The sequence below is a fragment of the Polaromonas sp. JS666 genome (assembly GCF_000013865.1).
Taxonomy (GTDB): Bacteria; Pseudomonadota; Gammaproteobacteria; order Burkholderiales; family Burkholderiaceae_C; genus Polaromonas.
In genome coordinates, this window is the sequence record NC_007948.1 from 4,858,822 (window position 1) to 4,881,701 (window position 22,880).

General features: G+C 62.8%; 14 protein-coding genes. All 14 read right to left on the minus strand.

What is annotated here, in order from left to right; translation table 11 throughout:
* Positions 1-57: 57 nt before the first annotated feature.
* Positions 58-3,627 carry an LAGLIDADG family homing endonuclease gene (locus BPRO_RS22955; RefSeq protein WP_011485458.1) on the minus strand — a complete coding sequence of 1,190 codons (3,570 nt, stop codon included), beginning with the start codon at positions 3,625-3,627 and terminating at the stop codon, positions 58-60.
* Complete coding sequence (locus BPRO_RS22960) at positions 3,624-4,892, minus strand: NAD(P)H-dependent flavin oxidoreductase (RefSeq protein ID WP_011485459.1); 1,269 nt, start codon at positions 4,890-4,892, stop codon at positions 3,624-3,626. Before BPRO_RS22960 ends, BPRO_RS22955 begins: the two co-directional genes overlap by 4 nt.
* On the minus strand, positions 4,870-5,637 hold the full coding sequence (locus BPRO_RS22965; protein WP_011485460.1) for a carbonic anhydrase: 768 nt from the start codon (positions 5,635-5,637) through the stop codon (positions 4,870-4,872). Before BPRO_RS22965 ends, BPRO_RS22960 begins: the two co-directional genes overlap by 23 nt.
* A complete protein-coding gene (locus tag BPRO_RS22970; protein ID WP_011485461.1) occupies positions 5,634-6,503 on the minus strand; it encodes a peptidylprolyl isomerase in 870 nt (289 codons plus the stop codon). Before BPRO_RS22970 ends, BPRO_RS22965 begins: the two co-directional genes overlap by 4 nt.
* A gap of 30 nt (positions 6,504-6,533) precedes the next feature.
* Positions 6,534-7,253 (minus strand): respiratory nitrate reductase subunit gamma, encoded by a 720-nt coding sequence (gene narI / locus BPRO_RS22975; RefSeq protein WP_011485462.1) that lies wholly within the window; start codon positions 7,251-7,253, stop codon positions 6,534-6,536.
* Complete coding sequence (narJ, locus tag BPRO_RS22980; protein WP_011485463.1) at positions 7,250-7,945, minus strand: nitrate reductase molybdenum cofactor assembly chaperone; 696 nt, start codon at positions 7,943-7,945, stop codon at positions 7,250-7,252. Before narJ ends, narI begins: the two co-directional genes overlap by 4 nt.
* A 3-nt stretch (positions 7,946-7,948) precedes the next feature.
* Positions 7,949-9,481: a nitrate reductase subunit beta gene (narH, locus tag BPRO_RS22985; protein WP_011485464.1), complete on the minus strand. Its 1,533-nt coding sequence runs from the start codon at positions 9,479-9,481 to the stop codon at positions 7,949-7,951.
* Entirely contained in the window at positions 9,478-13,368 is a 3,891-nt protein-coding gene (locus tag BPRO_RS22990; protein WP_011485465.1) for a nitrate reductase subunit alpha, read from the minus strand. The genes narH and BPRO_RS22990 overlap by 4 nt, the downstream gene beginning before the upstream one ends.
* Before the next feature lie 42 nt (positions 13,369-13,410).
* Positions 13,411-15,069, minus strand: a complete 1,659-nt coding sequence (locus BPRO_RS22995; protein WP_011485466.1) for an antiporter — start codon at positions 15,067-15,069, stop codon at positions 13,411-13,413.
* 26 nt (positions 15,070-15,095) lie between these two features.
* Positions 15,096-16,358 carry an MFS transporter gene (locus BPRO_RS23000; RefSeq protein WP_011485467.1) on the minus strand — a complete coding sequence of 421 codons (1,263 nt, stop codon included), beginning with the start codon at positions 16,356-16,358 and terminating at the stop codon, positions 15,096-15,098.
* Positions 16,359-16,518: 160 nt separating this feature from the next.
* Positions 16,519-17,238 (minus strand): response regulator, encoded by a 720-nt coding sequence (locus BPRO_RS23005; protein WP_041389033.1) that lies wholly within the window; start codon positions 17,236-17,238, stop codon positions 16,519-16,521.
* Positions 17,239-17,241: 3 nt separating this feature from the next.
* Entirely contained in the window at positions 17,242-19,155 is a 1,914-nt protein-coding gene (locus tag BPRO_RS23010; protein ID WP_011485469.1) for a type IV pili methyl-accepting chemotaxis transducer N-terminal domain-containing protein, read from the minus strand.
* A 4-nt stretch (positions 19,156-19,159) separates the two neighbouring features.
* A complete protein-coding gene (holA, locus tag BPRO_RS23015; protein ID WP_011485470.1) occupies positions 19,160-20,284 on the minus strand; it encodes a DNA polymerase III subunit delta in 1,125 nt (374 codons plus the stop codon).
* 72 nt (positions 20,285-20,356) lie between these two features.
* The gene (gene ltrA, locus BPRO_RS23020; protein ID WP_011485471.1) at positions 20,357-22,114 is read right to left on the minus strand and encodes a group II intron reverse transcriptase/maturase; all 1,758 of its coding nucleotides are present in this window, start codon (positions 22,112-22,114) and stop codon (positions 20,357-20,359) included.
* Positions 22,115-22,880 lie beyond the last annotated feature (766 nt).

Below are 22,880 nucleotides of genomic sequence, written 5' to 3' on the forward strand. Positions count from 1 at the left end.
ATCCATCGGCACGCAGGCGGCCAACGCGCCAGCGACAGTCAACCTTCGCCTGGCCGCTCATCCGCAAACGCCCAGATGGCCGCACTGGGTGCAATAGTCGCAGCCATCCTTGCGGATCACGGCATGGGCGCCGCACTCGCTGCACTTCTTGCCCGCCATCACGGGCGGCGCAAGTGCGGGGTCGACCTGGGGCTCCACCACGGGTGTCGTGCCGGCAGCAGGCTGCCGGGCGCGCCGCGCGATGATATTTTGCACCGCATAGGCAATGGCCGCGACCTCGGAATCGTGCCACAGCGGTACCCGTGTACCGTCGGCCTTCTCATAGGTTCCCAGCCGCACCGGGCCACGGTCCCAGGCCACCTTGCGCATGTCGCTGAGTGCGCGCTCGAGAAAGCCGCCGCGCGCGGCCAGCGACAGCATGCGCATGCTGGAGGTGATCCACTGCTGCGACTCGCCGCTCTGGCCCACCGGCATGAAAAACTCGATGGCGCGCTCCACCGTGCCTTCCCCGCTGGCCGCTGGCACCGGCAAAAAGGACACCACGATGTACAGCGTCTTGTGGCCCTCCTGCGTCCAGTATTCGACCTTTTCAGCCACCGCCGACAGCGCGCCCTTGGGCCGGCTTTCGATCACCGTGCGCATCGGATCCACAGGTGTCGGCGCTGCCGGCGGCGTTGCTGCGGCGCTTGCATGGGTTTCCAGCACCGCGCCGAGGATCGCATTGGGCCGGTAGGTGGCCAGGCCCTTCAGCCGTGCGCGCCAGGCCTGCTGGTACAGGCCCTTGAAGTCGTCATAAGCGTAGTCCACCGGCACGTTGACGGTCTTGGAGATCGCCGTGTCCACAAAGGGCTGCACCGCTTCCATCATGGCGATATGGCTGGCCGCGGACATCTCAAGCGCCGAGACAAAGTAGCCGGGCAACCTGTCCACGTCGCCACCGAGCTCCCGGTACAGCCGCCAGGCGTGGTCTTCCACGGCGTAATCGGTGGTGCTGCCGTCGGACTCGCGCTTCCTGCGCCGGTACATCCACGAAAACGACGGCTCGATGCCGTTGGAAGCGTTGTCGGCAAAAGCCAGGCTCACGGTCCCGGTGGGCGCAATCGACAGCAGGTGGCTGTTGCGGATGCCGTGCGCGCGAATGGCCTGCTGCAACCCGGCCGGCAGCCGGTTGGCGAAGGTACCGGGTGCGAGGTAGCCCTCGGCGTCAAACTTCAGAAAAGCGCCTTTTTCCTTGGCCAGCGCCACCGACGCGGCGTAGGCGGCATCACGCATGCACACGGCAATGCGTGCAGCCATCTCGCGGCCCTCGGGCGCGTCGTAGCGCAGGCAGAGCATGACCAGGGCGTTACCCAGGCCGGTAAAACCGACGCCAATGCGCCGCTTGGCAGCCGACTCGGCCTGCTGTTGCGGCAGCGGCCAGAAGGTCAGGTCCAGCACGTTGTCGAGCGCCCGCACCTGCGTGGTCACCGACTTGCCGAAAGCGTCGAAATCGAAGTCCGGCACGCCATTGAAGCCGAAGGGGTTCCGCACAAAACGCGTGAGGATGATGGGCCCGAGGTCGCAGCAGCCGTAGGGCGGCAAGGGTTGCTCGCCGCAGTTGTGCACGTAGAGGCCGTTGGCGTCAAATGCATGGATGTCAGCCACAGTCACGTCGAAGACGTCCTCGGAGCCCTCCTCGGTCAGCGATTCGACCGTGACCGTGAAGCGCTCGCGGTTGAGGCTGCGGTTGTAACTGCCCAGGGCCTGGTCCAGCCGGTCAGCCTTGTCGGTATCTGCAAAACCGATGCGCTCTGCGTAGATCCGCAGGTTGTCCGCGCTGATGACCAGTTCGTGCTGCGAGGCCGTCTCATAAACCCTCAACCCGCCGCGTCCGTCGGGCAAAGGCCGCGCCTGTGCCAGGCGCCGGTTTGGGTAAATCGTCGAGGCGATGCCCAGGCGCAGCAACATGCGCTGCGCCGTCTGCAGCAAGCTCAGATCACTTTGCGACAGCCTCAGACTGACGCCTTTTTCCTGCGAGCCCTGCACAGATCCATCGGCATCAAACAGGCCACGCAAAAGCCCTTCGGTGAACACGGAAGAGGCTTTTTCCATCGCGGTGGTGATCGTCTTGTGCCCTGGACGCATGCCCATTTCATGGGCCAGGTGCCGCACAGCACCAGACGCCATGCGAGCCTCACCCCGTCCCGAGATGGAGCGCTGAAAACCCCGGAAGTCGACCCGATGCGACAAGGTGGCGGCCGCAGCCTCGGCGGCCTGCACGATACCGCCTGCACCTGTTTGCGCATACGCCACGGCACCACCGCCTGCCACTTTGAGCTCGGGCGCCCAGACCGAAATAACGGCTTTGTCACTCTTGAGTGTTCCATCGCCGATCAACAACCCAAGCAAATAGCCCTCAGCGTGCGTGCCGGCGCCCTCCCAGCCACCCAGTGCGCGATGATCATGCAACAGGATTTCGTCACCGGGCTGCAGCTGTCCGGCTTCGGTCCACTCGGCCTCCAGCGTGTAACGGGTTCTGCGGGCCACGCGACGCACCCGGTGGTCGGCCGTGAGGCGCAAAGCCGGCCCTTCTCGCGTGCGCAAAGCGAGCACGGGTTTGTGGCCCGTTCTGAAAAAGCCGTCGCTCGTCACGGCATACGCCTTGCCATCGACCACTGCGCTGAAAGACCGGCCCGTCAGCTCCGACACCTGCGCCGGCCCGGCTGTCGTCATCACCCACGTATCGGCGGTGACGCAGGGATTGGTCGCCTCGATCGACTCGCAGTAACGCAGGTTGTTGTCCTGATTGATGTGGTCCAGGAAAAGAATGCCGGGCTCGGCGAAATCGTAGGCCGAGCGCATCACGGTGTCCCACAGTTCGCTCGCAGCCAGGGTCTGATAGACCCACAGGCCGTCGGCTCGCTGGAATGCTCCTTGCGCGATGAGCCTGGCGCCGGGTTTGGCACGATGCACCAGCTCCCAGGGCTGGTCGTCTCCCAGGGCCTGCATGAAGGCGTCGGATACACCAACCGACACGTTGAAATTGTTCCAGCGCCCCGGGGTGCGTTTGGCGGTGATGAACTCGAACACGTCGGGGTGGTCAATGCGCAGCACGCCCATTTGCGCGCCACGCCGCGCACCGGCGCTCTCCACCGTCGAGCAGGACTGGTCGAACACATTGATGTAGCTGCACGGACCCGACGCCATGGAGGCCGTCGCCTTGACCTCGGCGCCGCGCGGCCGGATGCGTGAAAAGTCGTAGCCCACGCCGCCGCCGCGCCGCATGGTTTCAGCCGCCTCGCGCAGGGCCTCGTAAATGCCAGGGTAGCCGCCATCATCCATGCCCTGGATGCAATCGCCCACGGGTTGCACGAAGCAGTTGATCAGGGTGGCCTGGATGGACGTGCCGGCCGCGCTCATGATGCGGCCGGCGCCGATCGCACCGGCGTGCAGGTTCTCGAGGAACAGCGCCTCGTGTTCGGCGCGCGCGGCTTCCGGTTCGACCGAGGCCAGCGCCCGCGCCACGCGGCGGTACAGGTCTTCCACCCCGTTCTCGCCGGGCTTGAGGTATTTTTCCTTCAGGACATCGTGGCTGATGGGCTGCGTGGCTGTCACGTCGTGTGGCTGGCCAAAATGCTCGCGTTTCATGTCTGCGCTCCGGTGGTAAGCGCTGCGGGGCGAATGCCGCCCAGCAGCCACTGCAGCAATTCTTGCACCGAACGGATCTGGTTGCCAAACGGCAGGTGGCCGGCGCCCCGGAAAAAAAGGCCTTTGTGAATGTCGCCATCCAGCGCATGGCCGAGCTGCTTGTCGATGCAGAACTGGCCTATGCTGGCATCGCCATCGCGCAGCCCGCAGTGGGACAGGCAATCGAACGACATGTTGCATTTGGCCTTGACATGCGCCACGGCCTTGAGCCTGGGCTCCAGCCGGATGTATTTGTCCAGCCAGGGCGTGCGCACCGCACGGGCCGGCAGGCCAGCCACGCTGATGAACTCAATGAGGTCTTCGGGCTTTGCGTCGGCCAGCACCTTTTTGAAAGCCGGATCGGCATCACACTCCAGGGTGACAGCAAACGCCGTGCCCAGCTGCACAGCCGAGGCACCCAGGGCCTGCAGGCGCAGGATGTCGTCCCGGCAATTGATGCCCCCGGCCGCGATCAGCGGAATCTCGCGCTCGATGCCCGCGGTCTTGAAAAACTCCAGCACCTGCGGGATGACCACCTCGAAATCGAAACGCGCATCGTGCAGATCGGCAACTTTCGCGGCGCCCAGATGGCCGCCTGCCAGGCCGGGGTGCTCAATCACGATGGCATCGGGCAAGCGCCCTTTCTTTTGCCACTTGCGCACCAGCAATTGCACGCCGCGTGCATCGGAAAGAATGGGGATCAACGCGGTTTTGGGATAGTCACGCGCCAGTTCCGGCAAATCAAGCGGCAGGCCGGCACCCACCACCAGCGCATCGGCCCCGCTGGCAAGCGCCTGGCGCACACAGGCCTCGTAGGCACTGAGCGCCTTCATCACGTTGACGGCAATCAAACCGCGGCCCTGCGCGAGTTCTCGGGCCCGGCGGATTTCGCGGTCCAGGGCCTGCAGATTGGCCGCATCAATCAGCTGGCGCGCGTCGGGCTCCTTGTCAAGGTGGCCGGTCCGGGCCATCAGGTCGGGGTGCAGGCGCCGCAGATCCACCGAGGAAAGCGTGCCCACCCCGCCCAGGCGCGCCACGGCACCAGCCAGCCCGCCGGCAGAAACACCCACGCCCATGCCGCCCTGCACCACGGGAATCAGGCTCTTGTTGCCAAGCTGCCAGGGCCGCAGGCCCGAATCGCGCGAAAGCGCCTGCAAAGCGGCAGCCACCGCCGCTGCGTCGACACCGGCCGTCTCGGCCGGGTCAGCTGGAAAAGATTTGTCCATCGCGCTCCACATAAGGTTGGTACGGGCCAGTGCCGCTATTCGAGGCTACAGAAGCCGGCACAAAATTTCCTTGTCGTACATCAAAGGTATGGACTTCACCATCTTCAATCACGTAATGCCAGCCATGCAGCGTGAGCCTGCCGTTTTCCACCTCGCGCCTGACCATGGGATAGCCCATCAGGCGCTCCAGCTGCAGCACCACCGCGCGCTGCTCGGTGCGGCGCAAGGCCTCGGGGCTGGACTGCACGGGCAGCAGGGCTTCACGGGCCAGCTTGAGCCAGGCCTGTAGCGCCACCGCCTCCGCCGAAACCCCGTCGTAGGCAGCGCGGATGGCGCCGCAATGGCTGTGCCCACAGACGATGATGCGCTCCACATGCAGATTCAGCACCGCGAACTCAATCGCCGCCGTGGTGCCATGCAGGCCCACCCACTGCCGGGCGGCCTCCAGACGCGCACGCCCTCCCGGCGGGCAGCCGCCACCGGGCTCATGCGGGTCGGTGACGTAGCCGTCATAAGGGGGAATGAAGGCCCCCACGTTGCGCACAATGAACAGCTCCCCGGGGCCGGCACCGGTCAGCAGGTAAGGCACCAGACGCGAGTCCGAGCAGCCGATGAACAGCGTCTTGGGATGCTGTCCCTGGGCCACCAGGTCCTGGAAGCGCTGCTGGTGCAGCGGAAAATAGTCGGAGTGGAAACGCCGCAGACGCAACAGCAGTTCGTCCGCGGGGTCCGCGTTTTCATTCATTGCACCAGAGGCGAATCAGCCCCTTCCAGCGTGATGCCTTCGACCTCGGCCTCACCCACCAGCAGGCACATGTACTGGTGCAGCGCCCTGGCGCGCGACTGCATGGTCAGCAGCGCCGCAATGCGCTCGCGCACCTCCTCATAGGCGGGCTGCCTGCCGCTGCGGCGCTCCAGCACGTCGATGATGTGAAAGCCGAAGCGGGTGTGAAACAGGCGTGGATGCACACCCGTGCCGGTCTGCGCATGCTGGAGGTGAAACAGTTCCGTCGCCAGCTCGGGCGCACAGTCGTCCGGACCGATCCAGCCCAGGTCGCCGCCCTGCGCGCTGCTGGGACAGTTGGACAGTTCGGCGGCCAGTTGCGCAAAGCGCTCCGGGCGCACGCCCTTATGCGAGAGCTCCAGCAAGGCGCGCTCGGCATGCACCGTGAGCGCCTGGACATTCACGCCGGGGGTGACGGCAAACAGGATGTGCCGCACGTGCAGCGCCTGGCCCACGACAAACTGCGGCTTGTGGGCTTCGTAATAACGCCGGCCCTCTTCTTCAGTGGGCTGAGGGGTGGTCACTTCGCGGTCCACCATGGTTTCGATCACGGTGCGCTCGGCTTCGGTCAGCTCCGGTGCGCTGAGCGCGTCTGGCCCGGTATGACGCGGCAACAGACCTTGCCGAACCGCCTGCTGGCGCAGCAGTTCGGCGTAAGCCAGCTCGCGCAGCGTGGCCGTGTCCGGACACTGCCCGGGTGCATGCAGGGCGATGCCATTGACCAAAGCCTCCGGCACTGCGGGCTGGGCTGCGGTAGAAGCACACTGGCAGGAACCGCTGCCACAGCCCTGGGCGGCGGCGGGTGAAGAAAGCGTTTGTGTAGTCATGGAGGGAGCCTCGTTTCTTGCAGTGCGTACCTAGCGGCCGTCGGGCGACTTGGCCCCGGGAACGCCCAGGCGCCGGCTACGCACCACCTGGTAGGGACGAAGCAGATAGCCCACCGACGCGAACCCGCTCCAGACATGCACGAGGCGGCTGAACGGAAACAGCAGGAAAATCGTCATTCCGAACACGATGTGAAAAAGGTAAGGCCAGGGCAGACCGGCCAGCGCCGCAGAATCCACCGTCCGCAGCGTGAGGATGCGCTGCGCCCAGTCGGCCAGGATCAGCATCACGCTGCCATCCGAATGCGCCCACGAATACGGCAGGGTAATCAGCCCGACCACCAGCTGCACCCACAAAATCAGGAGGATGGCCAGGTCGGTTTTGTGGCTGGTGTAACGGATGCGCGGATCAAAGACGCGGCGATAGATCAGCATCGACAGGCCGATAAAACACAGGATGCCGAACGCACCGCCCGAGTAAATGGCGATCTTCTGCTTGACTGACGCTTCGAGAAAATGCGCGTAAAAGGCGTGCGGTGCCAGCAAACCCACCAGATGGCCGAAAAACAGGAAAAGGATGCCGACATGGAACAGGTTGCTGCCCCAGCGCAGCAAGCCGCTGCGAAGCAGCTGCGAGGAATCGCTTTTCCAGGTGTACTGGTCGCGGTCAAAGCGGATCAGGCTGCCGAGCAGAAACACCGTCAGGCAGATGTAGGGGTAGACACCAAAAAGAAAACCGTGCAGCGTGGTCATGCTTGTACTCCTTGGGTGGGACGCACCTTGCGCACAATGTGAATCGGTTGCGCCTGGTCGGGCCGGGCCTGGCCTTTGGAAGAGCAGCCGTCAAAAACCACCGGCTCTTCCCAGACCGCATCTATCGGTTCCTCGGCTGCAACCTGAACCGGCTGGGCCTTTTCTCCGGCCAGCTCCAGCAACGCGCCCAGCACGCAGGCATAAGCACTGCCGCGCTGCTGCAGCGCCGAGAAGATCGCGTTGAAAATATGCGCCATCTCGGCCAGGAACTCGCGTGCCTCGCACGGCGGCTGCGTCGAGGTGAACTCGAGCACCACCGGCAAAAAGTCGGGCATCTCGCCTTCGGCCAGAAAAAGACCAGCCTTCTCGTAGGTCTGCGCCAGGTCAATCATGGCCGGCCCGCGGTCGCGCGAGTCGCCGTGCACATGCTCGAACAGGTGCAGCGAGGTGGCACGGCCGCGGTCGAAGAGCTCCACATAGGCGGCTTCGGTATCGAGCGGCGCGGCGAGCGCCAGCGAATCGATCAGCGCGTCAAGCTCTGCCAGGCGCTGCTGCGGCAAGGCACGCTCACCGTGCAGTGCCTCGCGCAGCGCTGCCAGGTCGCCGCGCAACCCGGCGTCGGGATAACCGAGCAGCCTGGCCAGCACGCGCAGGCTTCTCGAAGCCATAGTGGGGTTGTTAAAAAGTGCCATGGTTCAGACCTCCACCTTGATGGGAATAGTTCGTTTGCGGTTGCCGCCAAACAGGCTGACGTCGCTGGCGCCGTCGGAGCAGCCGTTGCCGAAGGTGAAGCCGCAGCCACCGCGCATGTCGAACGCGTTCTCGGCGTATTCGCGATGGGTGGTCGGAATCACGAAACGGTCTTCGTAGTTGGCAATCGCCATGATGTGGTACATCTCCTCGACCTCGGCCACCGAGAGCCCGGCCTGCTCCAGCACGGCCAGGTTCTGCACCTGGTCCACATGCTTGCTGCGCTGGTAGGAGCGCATGGCCAGCATGCGCTGCAGCGAACGGATCACCGGCGCAGTGTCGCCTGCCGTCAGCAGGTTGGCCAGGTACTGCACGGGAATGCGCATCTGCGCGATGTCGGGCAGTTCGCCATTGATGCCGATCTGTCCGGCATTGGCCGCCGAGGTGATAGGCGACAGCGGCGGCACATACCAGACCATGGGCAGCGTACGGTACTCGGGATGCAGCGGCAACGCCACCTTCCATTCCACAGCCATCTTGTAGACCGGACTGCGGCGGGCGCCTTCCAGCCAGGCTTCTGGAATGCCGTCCTTGCGCGCCTGTTCAATCACTTTCGGATCGTTCGGGTCCAGGAAGATGTCGAGCTGGGCCTGGTACAGGTCCTTGTCGTCTTCCACACTGGCCGCTTCCTGGATGCGGTCGGCGTCATACAGCACCACGCCGAGGTAACGGATGCGTCCGACGCAGGTTTCGCTGCACACGGTGGGTTGCCCGGCTTCGATGCGCGGATAGCAAAACGTGCACTTCTCGGCCTTGCCGCTTTTCCAGTTGTAGTAGATTTTTTTGTACGGGCAGCCCGACACACACATGCGCCAGCCGCGGCACTTGTCCTGGTCGATCAGCACGATGCCGTCTTCCTCGCGCTTGTAGATGGAGCCCGAAGGACAGGAGGCCACGCAGGCCGGGTTCAGGCAATGCTCGCACAGGCGCGGCAAATACATCATGAAGGTGTTTTCGAACTGACCCACCATGTCTTTCTGGACCTGGTCGAAGTTCGCCAGATTGGCGTCCTTGCTGCGCTTGGAGAATTCACCGCCCAGGATTTCCTCCCAGTTCGGGCCCCATTCGATTTTCTCCATGCGCTTGCCGGTGATCAGGCTGCGCGGGCGCGCCGTTGGTGCGGCCTTCATCTCGGGCGCCGACTGCAAATGGTCGTAGTCGAAGGTGAAGGGCTCGTAGTAGTCGTCGATCTGCGGCATGTTCGGGTTGGCAAAGATGCGCATCAGCAGCTTCCACTTGCCTCCCTGGCGCGGCTCAATCGAACCGTCGCTCTTGCGAATCCAGCCGCCGTTCCACTTGTCCTGGTTTTCCCACTCCTTCGGGTAACCGATGCCGGGCTTGGTTTCAACGTTGTTGAACCAGGCGTACTCCATGCCGGTCCGGCTGGTCCAGACGTTTTTGCAGGTGACTGAGCAGGTGTGGCAGCCAATGCACTTGTCCAGGTTCAGCACCATGCCGATTTGCGCGCGTACCTTCATGCTGCTTCTCCCAGTTGTTGCACGGCGAACGCACGCTCGTCATCGCGCGGCGTATCCAGCCAGTCCACCTTGTCCATCTTGCGCACCACGACGAATTCATCGCGGTTGGTGCCTATGGTCCCGTAGTAGTTGAAGCCCCAGGAAAGCTGCGCGTAGCCGCCAATCATGTGGGTCGGCTTGAGCACAATGCGCGTCACCGAGTTGTGGATGCCGCCACGCTGGCCGGTGATCTCCGAGCCCGGTGTGTTGACGATTTTTTCCTGCGCGTGGTACATCATCACCATGCCGGGCTTGACGCGCTGGCTGACCACCGCACGCGCGGAAATCGCGCCGTTGACGTTGTAAAGCTCGATCCAGTCGTTGTCTTCAACGCCGATCAGCCTGGCATCATCTTCACTGAGCCAGACGATCGGCCCGCCCCGGCTCAGGGTCAGCATGAGCAGGTTATCGGTATAGGTCGAATGGATGCCCCACTTCTGGTGCGGCGTGATGAAGTTCAGCAATATCTCGGTGTTGCCATTGGTACGGATGCCGTGCACGCCCGCTGTCGCCTTCAGGTTCACCGGTGGCCGGTAGCTGGCCAGGCCCTCGCCAAAAGCCAGCATCCACGGGTGGTCCTGGTAGAACTGCTGGCGGCCCGTGAGGGTACGCCAGGGGATCAACTCATGCACATTGGTGTAGCCGGCGTTGTACGACACGGTCTCCGATTCAATGCCGCTCCAGGTCGGCGAGCTGATGATCTTGCGCGGCTGCGCCTGGATGTCGCGGAAACGGATTTTTTCATCCTCGCGGTGCAGCGCCAGGTGCGCGTGCTCGCGGCCGGTCTGCTTGCCGAGCGCCGCCCAGGCTTTCACCGCCACATGGCCGTTGGTTTCCGGGGCGAGCTGCAGCACCATTTCGCAGGCGTCGATGTCGCTGTTGATGCGGGGCATGCCCTGCGTCACGCCGGGTTCGGTCACCAGGCCGTTGAGTTCACCGAGCTGTCGCACTTCGGTCTCGGTGTTCCAGGCGATGCCCTTGCCGCCGTTGCCCACCTTGTTGAGCAAGGGGCCGACCGCTGTGAAGCGTTTGTAGACATTGGGGTAGTCGCGTTCAACCACCTGCATTTGCGGCGCCGTCTTGCCGGGTACCAGGTCGCATTCACCACGCTTCCAGTCCTTGACTTCAAAGGGCTGGGCCAGCTCACCGGGCGAGTCGTGCATCAGCGGGGTCAGGACCACTTCCTTCTCGACACCGAGGTGACCCTCACACAGCTCGCTGAATTTTTTCGCGAAGCCCTTGTAGATTTCCCAGTCGCTTTTCGATTGCCACACCGGATCCACCGCCGTGGACAGCGGATGGATGAAGGGGTGCATATCGCTGGTGTTGAGGTCGTTCTTTTCATACCAGGTCGCCGTCGGCAGCACGATGTCGGAATACAGGCAGGTCGTGCTCATGCGGAAGTCGAGCGTGACCAGCAGGTCGAGCTTGCCTTCGGGCGCCTTGTCGTGCCAGACTACTTCCTCGGGTTTGCCTTGGCCGGCGCCGGGCCGCCCCAAGCCGGTCGTGCCCCCAGTGGGGGAGGCGCGCAGCGCTTCGGGGGCGTCCAGTTCTTCACCCAGGTCCTTGCCCTGCACGCCGTTGTCCGTACCGAGCAAATGCTTGAGGAAATACTCGTGCCCCTTGCCCGACGAACCGATGATGTTGGAACGCCAGACAAACATGTTGCGCGGCCAGTTATCCGGATGGTCCGGGTCCTCGCAGCTCATCTTGAGCGAGCCGTCCTTGAGCGACTTGACGACATAGTCTTTCGCATCCAGCCCCTGGGCCTGCGCGTCCTTCACCACCTGCATCGGATTGGTCTGCAGCTGCGGCGCGCTCGGCAGCCAGCCCATGCGTTCGGCACGCACGTTGTAGTCGATCATGCTGCCGCCGTAGAGCTTTTTGTCCGCCAGCGGCGACAGCACCTCGTCCACACCGAGCTTCTCGTAGCGCCACTGGTCCGTGTGCGCGTAGAAAAAGCTGGTCGAGTTCATCTGCCGCGGCGGTCGGATCCAGTCGAGCGCGAAGGCGAGCGGGGTCCAGCCGGTCTGCGGGCGCAGCTTTTCCTGGCCGACATAGTGCGCCCAGCCGCCACCGCTCTTGCCGATGCAGCCGCACATCATCAGCATGTTGATGACACTGCGGTAGTTCATGTCGCTGTGGTACCAGTGGTTCATGCCGGCGCCGATGATGATCATCGAGCGGCCTTCGGTCTTCTCGGCATTGTCGGCAAACTGGCGTGCGACGGTGATCACCTGATCGCGCGGTACACCGGTGATCTGTTCCTGCCAGGCCGGTGTATAGGGCGTGTTGTCGTTGAAATCAGCCGCTGCCAGCTCGCCGGGCAAGCCGCGGGGAATGCCATATTGCGCGGCCTGCAGGTCGAACACGGTCGCCACCAGGGCGGCACGCTCCTCGCCCGCCTTGCCGAGCGAAATGCGCTGCACCGGCACCGTGCGCACCAGCACATCACCCTGTTCGTTGTTCGGAAAGTGCTCGTGGTGGATGCCGCCGAAATACGGAAAGCCGACTTTGGCGCTGTCCTGGCTGGGCGCATCACCCTCCATCACCGACAGCTTGAGCCTGACCTCGTCGCCCTGGCGCGCCTCTCTGGATTCAAGGTTCCACTGGCCAGCGTCGGCCCGGCCGTCCGGGCCCCAGCGAAAGCCGATGGCACCGTGTGGCAACACGACCTTGCCCTGCGCGTCGAAGGCCACCGTTTTCCACTCGGGGTTGTTCGCCTGGCCGAGCTTGCCGTTGAAGTCTGACGCGCGCACATAGCGGTCTGGCACCATGACGGTCTCGCCATTTTCCAGCAGGTGCTCCTTGAGCATCACGAGCATGGGCAGGTCGGTGTAGCGGCGCGCGTAGTCGTCGAAATAGGCCGAGCGCGGCTTGCCGTTGCCGCCGAAATAGAAGTCTTTCAGAATCACATGCCCCATGGCCATGGCGACGGCGGCGTCGGTGCCCTGCTTGGGGTGCAGCCAGAGGTCGGAGAGCTTGGCGACCTCGGAATAGTCGGGCGTGATGGCGACGGTCTTGGTGCCCTTGTAGCGGACTTCGGTGAAAAAGTGTGCATCCGGGGTACGCGTCTGCGGCACGTTGGAGCCCCACGCGATGATGAAGCCCGAGTTGTACCAGTCGGCCGATTCCGGCACGTCGGTCTGCTCACCCCAGACCTGCGGACTCGACGGAGGCAGGTCGCAGTACCAGTCGTAAAAACTCATGCACACGCCGCCAATCAGCGACAGGTAGCGCGAGCCCGAGGCGTAGCTGACCATGGACATCGCCGGGATAGGCGAGAAGCCGATGATGCGGTCGGCGCCATGTTTCTTGATCGTGTGAATGTTGGAAGCGGCGATGATCTCGTTGACCTCGTCCCAGCTTGAGCGCACAAAACCGCCGAGGCCACGCACGCTCTGGTAGTCGCGCCGCCTGGCGTCGTCCTGCACCACCGCCGCCCAGGCCTCGACCGGCGCCAGCGTCAGGCGTGCTTCGCGCCAGTGCTTGAGCAGCCGGGCGCGCACCATGGGGTACTTGACCCGGTTGGCGCTGTACAGGTACCAGCTGTAGCTGGCGCCGCGCGAGCAGCCGCGCGGCTCGTGGTTGGGCATGTCCCAGCGCGTGCGCGGGTAGTCGGTCTGCTGGGTTTCCCAGGTCACGATGCCGCCCTTGACATAAATCTTCCACGAACACGATCCCGTGCAGTTGACGCCGTGGGTGCTGCGCACAATCTTGTCGTGCGCCCAGCGGTTGCGATAGGCGTCCTCCCAGGTGCGGTCTTCCGCGGTGGTGACACCGTGGCTGCCAGAAAAGGATTCCCGTGGATTTGAAAAGTGATTCAGTCGATCAAGAAAATGACTCATTTGGTTCTCCGGTAAGGCGGTAAAAAACGGATGGGCGGTGAGTCAGGGGTTCTTGATCTCGGCGCCGCGGCGCAGGTAGAACCACCAGTTGAGCACCAGGCACAGGGCATAGAAGATGGCAAAGCCATACATCGCGTTTTCCGGCGTGCCGGCCTTGATCTGTGCACCGATCACCACCGGGGCGATGAAGGCGCCGTAAGCGGCAATGGCCGAAGTCCAGCCGAGCACAGGGCCGGCCTGCTGGCGGTCGAAGATGACGCCAATGGTGCGGAAGGTGGAGCCGTTGCCGATGCCGCTGGCCGCAAACAGCACGACGAACAGCACCATGAAGAGCAGGAAGTACTGCTCGGGCGCGGCCGACTTGTAGGCCAGCAGCATGACGTAGCCGACCGCGGCCGAAGCGACGACCATGACAGCGGAAATGATTTGGGTCACGATGGAGCCGCCGACCTTGTCCGACACCCACCCTCCCACGGGCCGGATCAAGGCGCCGACAAAGGGGCCTATCCAGGCGAAGGTCAGTGCCGAGGGTGCGTTCGGATTTTTCAATGTGTGCTGAATGACGCCTGCCGCGTCCGGCACGTGGCTGATGCCGAAGATCACCGTGATGGCGAGCGGCAAGGCCATCGAAAAGCCGATGAACGAGCCGAAAGTCACGATGTACAGCAGGGTCAGCGACCAGGTGTGCTTGTTGCTGAAAATCGCGAACTGCTTGGCAATGTTTTCCTTCATCGGGCCAAAGGCCGTGACCTTCAGCACCATCAGGGTGCTGGCCACGATCAGGGGCATCGCAATCCACATGTTCAGCAGGCCCAGCCCGGTGGGCTTGGGCAGGTAGAGATACAGGCCGATGCCGGCCGGCACAAACGACAGCGTGTACAGCCAGATGATCTTGAGAAAGGCCGGGATCGTGCCGCCAATCGCGGGCGACACCGTCGTGAGGTTGTTCATGCCGAAGAAGCAGAGAATCGACAGCGGCACCAGCGACAGCAGCCAGGTGAAGCCGGCGTTCTGGATCCAGGTGGGCGTGCCGGCGACGATTTTTCCGAAAATCCAGCCGCTGTCCTTCACCAGGGTCATCGAATCTCCCCCGAAGCTGCCGAAGACGCTCAGCGTCATCACCAGCGGGATCACGACCTGCATGGCCGTGACACCGAAATTGCCCAGTCCCGCATTGAGCCCCAGCGCCGTGCCCTGCAAGCGCTTGGGGAAAAAGGTGCTGATGTTGGACATGGAGCTGGCGAAATTTCCGCCACCCACCCCCGACCACAGGGCCATCAGCTGGAAGGACCACAAGGGCCATTCGGGGTGCTGGAGCACGATGCCGGTGCCTATCGCTGGCGCCAGCAGCATGGAGGTCGTCAGGAAAATGGTGTTGCGCCCGCCGGCCAGCCGGATCAGGAAGGACGCCGGAATGCGCATGGTGGCGCCAGCCAGGCCCGCAATGGCCGTCAGCGTGAACAGCTCGGCCTGGGTGAATGGAAAGCCCAGGTTGAGCATCTGGACCGTGATGATGCCCCACATGCCCCAGACGGCAAAGCCGCACAGCAGGCTGGGCACGGAGATCCAGAGGTTGCGGTAGGCGATGCGTTTTCCCGTGCTCTCCCAGAACTGGTCGTCCTCGGGACGCCAGTCGATGATGTCAACACCGGAAACGGTGGAACTGGTGGAAGCGGTGCCGGAAATGGTTTTTGTATTCATGGTGATTTCTCGAAAAGGGTTCCGTTTCAGGCCTGAGCGCCAGCCGCGTTCCTGCCCATGACTTCAGTACCGCGGACTTCGGTCCAGTACATCCACATCAGTGAAACGCAGACCACGCCGTACATGAACATGAAGGCGCTGGAGCGGATGCCGGTCAGGTCCATCAGCCCACCGAAGATGATGGGCAGCACAAAGCCACCCAGGCCGCCTGCCAGGCCCACGATGCCGCTGATGCCGCCGATGTTCGCGCCGTAGTCTTCGCTGATGTACTTGAAAACACTGGCCTTGCCGAAGGCCCAGGCGATGCCCAGCGTGAACATCAGCGCGGTGAAGGTGTAGACGTTCAGCCCGATGTGAAAGCTTGCGGGTCCGTTGACCGTGAGGATGGTGAAGTCGGTCTGCGGGTAGGACAGCAGGAACAGGCAGACCCAGCTCACCCACATCACCCACCAGGTGACGCTGTGCGCGCCGTATCTGTCGGACAGCACGCCGCCGAAAGCGCGCAACACGCCGCCCGGCAGCGAGAAGCACGCCGCCAGCAAGGCCGCCACACGGATATCCAGGCCAAATTCACCGACGTAGTACTGAACCATCCAGAGCGACAGCGCCACATAGCCGCCGAACACGATGCTGTAGTACTGGCAGTACTTGATCACCTTGGGGTCTTTCAGCGCCTTGAGCTGGTCGCTGAACTTGACGTGGCTGGGCACCAGGTGCGAAGGGTCGCTGTAGCTGAACAGCCAGAACAGCACCAGCGCGCCCAGCATGATGACGGCATACACCTGCGGCACCATGGCCCAGCCGAAAGCCACCAGCAACACGGGCGCCACAAACTTGTTGACGGCAGCGCCCGAATTGCCGGCGCCATAGACGCCCATCGCCATGCCCTGGCGGTTTTTCGGAAACCAGCGCGCCACATAGGGCGTACCCACAGAGAACGAACCGCCGGCCAGGCCCACAAACAGGCCGATCACCAGAAAATGCCAGTACGCGGTGGCGTAACTCATGAGCCAGATCGCGGGGACCGTGACAGCCATCAGGATCGCCATGACCATGCGCCCGCCGTAGCGGTCGGTCCAGATACCCAGCGGAACGCGGATCAGGGAGCCCGTCAGCACGGGCGTGGCCGCAAGCAGGCCGAACTCCGTGGCGTTGAGGTTGAGCATCTTCTTGATCGGTATGCCGATGACGCCGAACATCATCCAGACCATGAAGCAAACGGTGAACGCCAGCGTGCTGACAATGAGCACCGACCACGCTTTTCTTGAATTACCCAGTTCAGAGGTCATGCATGTTTCTCCAGACACATGGCATGACTGTCGACCTTTCCCGCCCCCTTGAACATCCTCCTTTGGAACGTGCAGATCAGGCAGAAAAGGCGATGGCGGCCGGGCCGCCATCGTTCTGAAGAACTACTGCCGGATCAATCAGCCCCGGCGTTGATCTTTGTCAACCCAGGTCATGGGCGGCCGCGTATACGGCGGCCTGCACCCGCGAACTGAGCTGAAGCTTGCGCAGAATGTGCTGCACGTGAATCTTCACCGTGGTCTCCGCGATGTCGAGCTTGCGCGCAATCACCTTGTTGCTGTCACCGTGCGAGATCCGGGCCAGAACCTCGCGCTCACGCGCCGAAAGCAGCGCAATGGCCGAATCGTCCTGCCTGCCCGGTACCGGTGCTGCCTCGTCGTGGCCTTCCTCGTTCGCTGCGGTCTCGCCGGTTGCAGACGACAGCGCCCGGGACCGGAAGGCGGCCACCAGCTTGGTCATCATTTCCGGACTGACAACGGATTCACCGTCCAGGACCTTGATGATGGATTCGGACAGGCTGTCGAGTTCCACGGTTTTCAGCAGATAGCCGTCAGCGCCGGCCTGCAGCGCCGCAGCCAGATCGTCCTCGTTTTCGCTGACGGTCAACATCAGGATGCGGGTGCCCGGGGCCGCGTCCTTGAGCGCTGCGATGCCATCCACGCCAAGAACGCCCGGCAGGTGGTTGTCCAGCAGGATCAGGTCCGGCTTGCTGCGCTCCACGCAACGCAGCGCCTCGCCGATATCGCCGGCCTCGCCAGCGACTTCGAAGCGCCCATCCTGCGACAGCAGCGCAACGAGTCCGCGGCGAAACAGGGTGTGGTCGTCGACTACCAGCAATTCAACAGCTTTCATCGTGTTCATTCCTCAGTCGGCGGGTGCCGGATCCGGTATCTTCGTCGCCACACCGCCGCTCACCTCCGGATGCGGCGGCAGTGTCAGCGTCACCGTGGTTCCCTGACCCGCCGTGGAGACAATGTCCACCTCGGCACCGATGCGCCCGGCACGCTCGCGCATGATGTTGAGGCCGACATGCGACTCTCCCGGGTGCTTTCCGGTATCGAAACCGGCACCGTTGTCGCGCACCACAAAACGCCAGCGCGCGCCCTTGGCCACTTCCAGGTCGACCTGCGTGGCGCCGGCATGCTTGCGCACATTGGACAGCGCCTCCTGCACCACGTGCAGCACCTGCACCTGAACGTCGGACGGCAGCGGGAGACCCTGACCCTGGACCTGCAGCTGTGCAGGCAAAGCTGTCTGGCTCTGGAATTTCTGCAGCGTTTCCTGCAGCGCCTGCTCGATGTCGTCGGTGTTGGTGCGCGTGCGGAAATGCACCAGCAGTTCGCGAACGTCGCCAATGCTTTCGCGCAGCCCGAGGTCCAGTTCGTCGAGTGCGCCCTGCACCTGGGGCTCCTGCCCCTTCTGCACGGCTGTCCGCAGCAGCTGCACCTGGATCTTGAGAAATGCCAGCGACTGCGCAATCGAGTCATGCAGGTTGCGCGCCAGCAGCGCGCGCTCCTCCGCAACCGCCGCCTCCCGGTCCAGGGCGTCGGCGCGCAAACCTTCCAGCGAACTGGCCAGGTGGCTGGCCAGCGCATCCAGCAGTTCGATTTCGTCGGCGCTCAGCAGGACAGGCGCGCGAAAGAACAGGTTGAACTCGCCGAGCAGGCGCTGCTGCAGCCGTATCGGCACGCTGACCACGCTTTCGTAGCCCACCTTGGCGCAATGGCGAACGGGCGCTTCGTCGTGGCTGAGAATCGGAATCACGCGGGTGCGCGCGTCCGGCCGCAGGTTGCCGCAGGCACAGGCCCCGGCCAGCAGGCTGCGCTCTTCCTCCACCAGGTCCTGCGGAAAGCAGTCGGAAGCCAGCATCAGGTAACGCTGGTTGGCATCGTCAGACCAGCGGACCGCTGCCGCGTCGGCCTTCATCACGGCGCGCACGCGCTGGGCAAACCCGCGCGCCAGCTCGTCAATGCTCCCGGCCTGGGCCAGAAATGCGCTGACCTTGTAGAGCGCCTCGAGCCGGGCGTGTTGCGCCTCGATGCGCCGCGTCTTGGCCTCGACCTTGGCTTCCAGCCCTTCATAGAGCGACTGCAGGGTCGCCGCCATGTGGTTGAAGCCGGCCGCTACCTGGCCAAACTCGTCCACGGTGTCGACCTCGATACGCGTCCTGAAATCCCCGGACTCCAGCTTGCGCAAGCCCTGGCGAAGCTGCCCCAGGGGGTTGATCACATACATGTACCCGGTATAGAGCATGATGACCGCCCCACCAATGGCCAGTGCCAGCAGCAGGAGCTGAAACAGGTTCAGGATGGCGGTCAGCCGGGACTGGTGCTGCTCGATCACCAGCACCAGGCGGTCGCTGGCCGCCACAAACTCCTCCCCGGCCTTCTGCAGGACCTGCACCTGCGGAGCCGGTTCGGCCAGCCACAACGGCCGCTGATCGCGCCACAGGGACTCGACTTCGGCAAAACGCTGGCGCACCTGGTCGTCCCAGGGCACGAACAGCGGCCTGGAAGGGTCCCCCTCGCGCAGCACGGCCAGACTCTCATCGAACCGGACCACGAGGCCCTGCAGCTCGGCGCGCTCCACGCCGGCCTGCACCGCGCTGACCAGCCGCCAGGTCTGCATGCGCATGCGCCCGGCCTCATTGACGGCCGCTGCGCCTCCCTCGAGCTGCCACGTCACCCAAAGGGTCAGCCCGATGGAGATCAGCGAAACGACCAGCAGGCTGGCGCCTATGCGAACGAGTTTTTTGGAGAGCGAGGCCGTGTGCTGCATGCCTCTAGCCCCGTGCGATCTCCACCGGATTGCGCAACCCGCGAGGCGCAGCGGACGGTGCCGCGCACTCCCGGCAGACCATGCCGGCCAGCCGGTGCAGGGCCTGCCAGCCGTCGGCCGGCCAGTCGGGCTGCTTCAGGCCCTTGACGATGCCGTCGACCTTGTGCGCGGCATGCAGCAGGTTGGCCAGCGTGGTGTCGCCCATCTGGGGCAGCACACGTTCAAACAGTTTTTCCTTGATGCCCCAGACGCGGTTTTCGCGCAGGGCCATCGGCATGGGCCGGCCGGCCTGGATCGCGTCTTTCACCCGCTTCATGCTGCGGATGTCTTCACTCAGCGCCCAGTGCACCAGCACTTCAGACTCGCCCTCGGACTGCAGGCCGTCGAGCATGCGCGCCACGCGCACCGCCTGGCCGCCAAGCACGGCCTCCGACAGCTTGAACACGTCATAGCGCGCCACATTCAGCACCGCGTTTTCCACCTGGTCAAAACTGAGGATGCCGTCTTCCTGGGCGGGGTACAGCAAGCCCAGCTTCTGGATCTCCTGGTGCGCGGCCAGCAGGTTGCCTTCCACCCGGTCGGCAAAAAACTGCAGGGTGCGCTGGCCTTCTTCACCTGCCGCCACGCGCTGGCCCTGCTGTTGCAGGCGCTGGGCAATCCATTGCGGCAGGTTGCGCCGGTCAATCGGGTCGAACTTCACCGTGACGCCAAAGCTGTCGAGCGCGCCAAACCAGGCGCCCTTGGCGGTCATGCTGTCCAGCCGGGGCAGCAGCACCAGCGTGAGCGTGGAGTCGTCGCCCTGGGCGCGCTCGGCCAGCTGCTGCAGCGCGACCGACCCGTCCTTGCCGGGTTTGCCGCTGGGAATGCGGATCTCGACAATCTGCCTGTCGGCAAACAGGCTCAGCGAGCCGCCACTGGCCAGCACCTCGCTCCAGTCGAAATGCGCCCCGGCCACCGTGTGTACGGTGCGTTCGGTGTAGCCCTGCTCCCGGGCCGCCGCGCGCAGGGCATCGGCGAACTCCTGCACCAGCAAGGGCTCATCGCCATGCAGCGTGTAAAGGCTTTTCAAGCCGCGCTTGAGGTGCTCGGACAGTTGCGCGGGGGCCAGGTTGGAGGGTAGGGATACCATCTCTCGATGATATCCCCCCCATCGAACCGAGCTTGCGACTTTCACCGCACACGGCTCACGTACGACCACTGACTACACAGCTTCAACAGGTTGCATAACCTTCGACTGCTTCGCCAGATTAAAGTCCCCCGTACCGGGGACCGGCTTGATAACCTTCAAACCTAGGGCGTGGACACGCCTGTGACATACCGGATGTAACAGCACCCGGTTGGAGAGAGCATCACTCCCTCCAAACTGCCTATAGACGATATGGTGATCGTCCATGTTTTCATCAGCCAAGTCGATTTCTTGCTGACAGAGAGCGCATTTACCACCTTGGTCGAACCACAGAGAGGCCCTTTGAGCGCTCCAGATGATTTCACCCATCCTTCGTACTCGCAGTTTCTCTCCGTAGGCAACCCAGTCCGGGTGGAAGGGGTTGTAATCCCCCTTGACCTTGATGTGCCGGACAATTTTCATGTCCGACAGGAGATACAGCGGCAGCGGTATCCTTTCATCACTTCCGGACGGGTCATCCTGCAATCCCGCGAATTGTTTGCGTGAACCACACTGTTTCCAGTAATGGCCGTACACCCAGCCCGCCGTCTTGCGCGGATGCGTTCGCAAGCCCCAGCGCATCAGTCTCCAATAAATCAGAAAATCCATTTTGCTGAAAGTCTGTTTTGCAACCGTGCCCTTGTGGTACTGAGCCCAACCTTTGAGGATTGGGTTCAGGCGCTTTATCAACGTTTCTACCGGAACCTTCGATAGCGATTCAACGATTTCCTTTTTTACCTTGGCATAGAACGCTTTCACGTTTTTCTGGCTCGGTTTGATGAGTAGCTTGCCCCCGTATTTACGGAAGTTCCACCCCAGAAAATCAAAACCTTGGTCAATGTGCACAATGCGCGTCTTTTCCTGGTTCAGTGTCAACCCCCGCTCGCGCAGGAATTCAACAATCCAAGGTCGGACGGTCGTCTCAAGGAAGTCTTTTGAACTACCCGTTATCACGAAGTCATCTGCGTACCTTACCAAGTTCACCTTCACCTTTTCTGCCTGCTTGACGCCCAACTTTTCCCGGAGGAATTGCGTGAGCCCCGTTTCCAAACCATTCAGGGTGATGTTCGCTAACGCCGGCGAGATGACCCCGCCCTGCGGCGTACCGTCATCCGTGCGCTGGAGCTGACCCGCGTCAACGACTCCAGATTTCAACCACTTGCGCAGCATCACCTTGTCCATGTGGACGTGGTTCAGCAGCCACTCGTGGTTGATGTTGTCAAAGAACCCAGAGATGTCCGCATCCAATACCCATTGGGCCGAAGCCTTTTGGGATAGTGTTACGAACAGCTGGCTCCGCGCATCATGTGTTGATCGCCCTTTCCGAAAGCCGTAGCTGTTCGGGTCAGACGCACATTCCACAGCCGGTTCCAGCGCAAGCAGATAAAGTGCTTGCATCGCTCTGTCCTTCATAGTCGGCATGCCCAGGGGGCGTTCCTTTCCGCCGGCCTTCGGGATATAGACCCGCCTTAGGGGGCGAGCCCGATACCCTTTGGGGTTCAGACAACCTATCGCATTCCATTTCTTTGTTGGCGTGTCCCAAAGTACGTAATCGACGCCACTCGTTCGCTTCCCTTGGTTTTCCGTTACTCTCCTGACGGCCAATGCCTTGGCTTGCCAGGATCGAATCAAACCCCTTCCGAGTCTTGCGACTCGTCGGAAGTCCTTTTCTGCTTCTGCCTGCGCTATGCGCATCTGCGCCTTTCCTACGAATTGCATGACGGCTTTCCAATCGATGGAGTGCCATTCACTTGATTCGCCCGGAGACGCAGCATCCTTTCGGATGTGTTCCATACCATTCTCCAGTGAGGTTGACCCATTGAAGAAGGCACTGACCCAGAGGGTCAGATACCCTCTGGGTCGTTGACAAGTCGCAACGGCTTTACGCTGTCGCACCTGAGGCAAGTCTGCCGGCTTTCACCGCAGGTCATGAGCCCTATCCTGTCCATTACAGACAGGCATTTGCTTTTTGCCTCTTCCTCTACCCCCTCCACCATGGCCCTTGATTACTCGCAGGTTGCCAACCCCTTGCGGGGCTGGCGGTGAGTGGGGCTTACCTCGTTTCCCTCTGTGCCCAGTCTGGTGGCTGCCAGACCGATGGGGTTAGGGACTCTCTATCCACCGGAAGTCGTTTGGGAACGATGCGCAGTCCATGACAGGCGCATCCTGACTTCGTGCCTTTTGGCCGCAGCTCCTCCCTTGTGGGAGAGACAAGCGTTAGCTGCTCACTTCTAGCGATGGTTCGAACGAGAGTTCACATTACATTTCCCATACCCTATACCTCGGCAACCTTCCCGCGTCTTGTTCGTGGGATTGGGACTGACTCACGTCAGCCTTGTGTGCTTGCGCACGGGTTGTTTAACCGTAGCTCCGCACCCCCGGATTACTCCAGACGCACGTACGGTCGAGGTCACGTCGTTCCAGACGTGGTTTTGGTGGAAAACAAGACACAGAGAGCGGTAGCGCTCTCATTACCAGTACTTCCCATTGCAAAGTTATTTGCAACAAGAGGCAACAAAGCCTTTCCTTGCGGAAATATGTCTCTAATTGGCAACGAATT

Excerpts from the sequence above, each read along its gene's own strand:
- BPRO_RS22955 (WP_011485458.1), bottom strand. The coding sequence starts at position 3,627 with ATGAAACGCGAGCATTTTGGCCAGCCACACGACGTGACAGCCACGCAG.
- BPRO_RS22960 (WP_011485459.1), bottom strand. The coding sequence starts at position 4,892 with ATGGACAAATCTTTTCCAGCTGACCCGGCCGAGACGGCCGGTGTCGAC.
- BPRO_RS22965 (WP_011485460.1), bottom strand. The coding sequence starts at position 5,637 with ATGAATGAAAACGCGGACCCCGCGGACGAACTGCTGTTGCGTCTGCGG.
- BPRO_RS22970 (WP_011485461.1), bottom strand. The coding sequence starts at position 6,503 with ATGACTACACAAACGCTTTCTTCACCCGCCGCCGCCCAGGGCTGTGGC.
- narI (WP_011485462.1), bottom strand. The coding sequence starts at position 7,253 with ATGACCACGCTGCACGGTTTTCTTTTTGGTGTCTACCCCTACATCTGC.
- narJ (WP_011485463.1), bottom strand. The coding sequence starts at position 7,945 with ATGGCACTTTTTAACAACCCCACTATGGCTTCGAGAAGCCTGCGCGTG.
- narH (WP_011485464.1), bottom strand. The coding sequence starts at position 9,481 with ATGAAGGTACGCGCGCAAATCGGCATGGTGCTGAACCTGGACAAGTGC.
- BPRO_RS22990 (WP_011485465.1), bottom strand. The coding sequence starts at position 13,368 with ATGAGTCATTTTCTTGATCGACTGAATCACTTTTCAAATCCACGGGAA.
- BPRO_RS22995 (WP_011485466.1), bottom strand. The coding sequence starts at position 15,069 with ATGAATACAAAAACCATTTCCGGCACCGCTTCCACCAGTTCCACCGTT.
- BPRO_RS23000 (WP_011485467.1), bottom strand. The coding sequence starts at position 16,358 with ATGACCTCTGAACTGGGTAATTCAAGAAAAGCGTGGTCGGTGCTCATT.
- BPRO_RS23005 (WP_041389033.1), bottom strand. The coding sequence starts at position 17,238 with ATGAACACGATGAAAGCTGTTGAATTGCTGGTAGTCGACGACCACACC.
- BPRO_RS23010 (WP_011485469.1), bottom strand. The coding sequence starts at position 19,155 with ATGCAGCACACGGCCTCGCTCTCCAAAAAACTCGTTCGCATAGGCGCC.
- holA (WP_011485470.1), bottom strand. The coding sequence starts at position 20,284 with ATGGTATCCCTACCCTCCAACCTGGCCCCCGCGCAACTGTCCGAGCAC.
- ltrA (WP_011485471.1), bottom strand. The coding sequence starts at position 22,114 with ATGGAACACATCCGAAAGGATGCTGCGTCTCCGGGCGAATCAAGTGAA.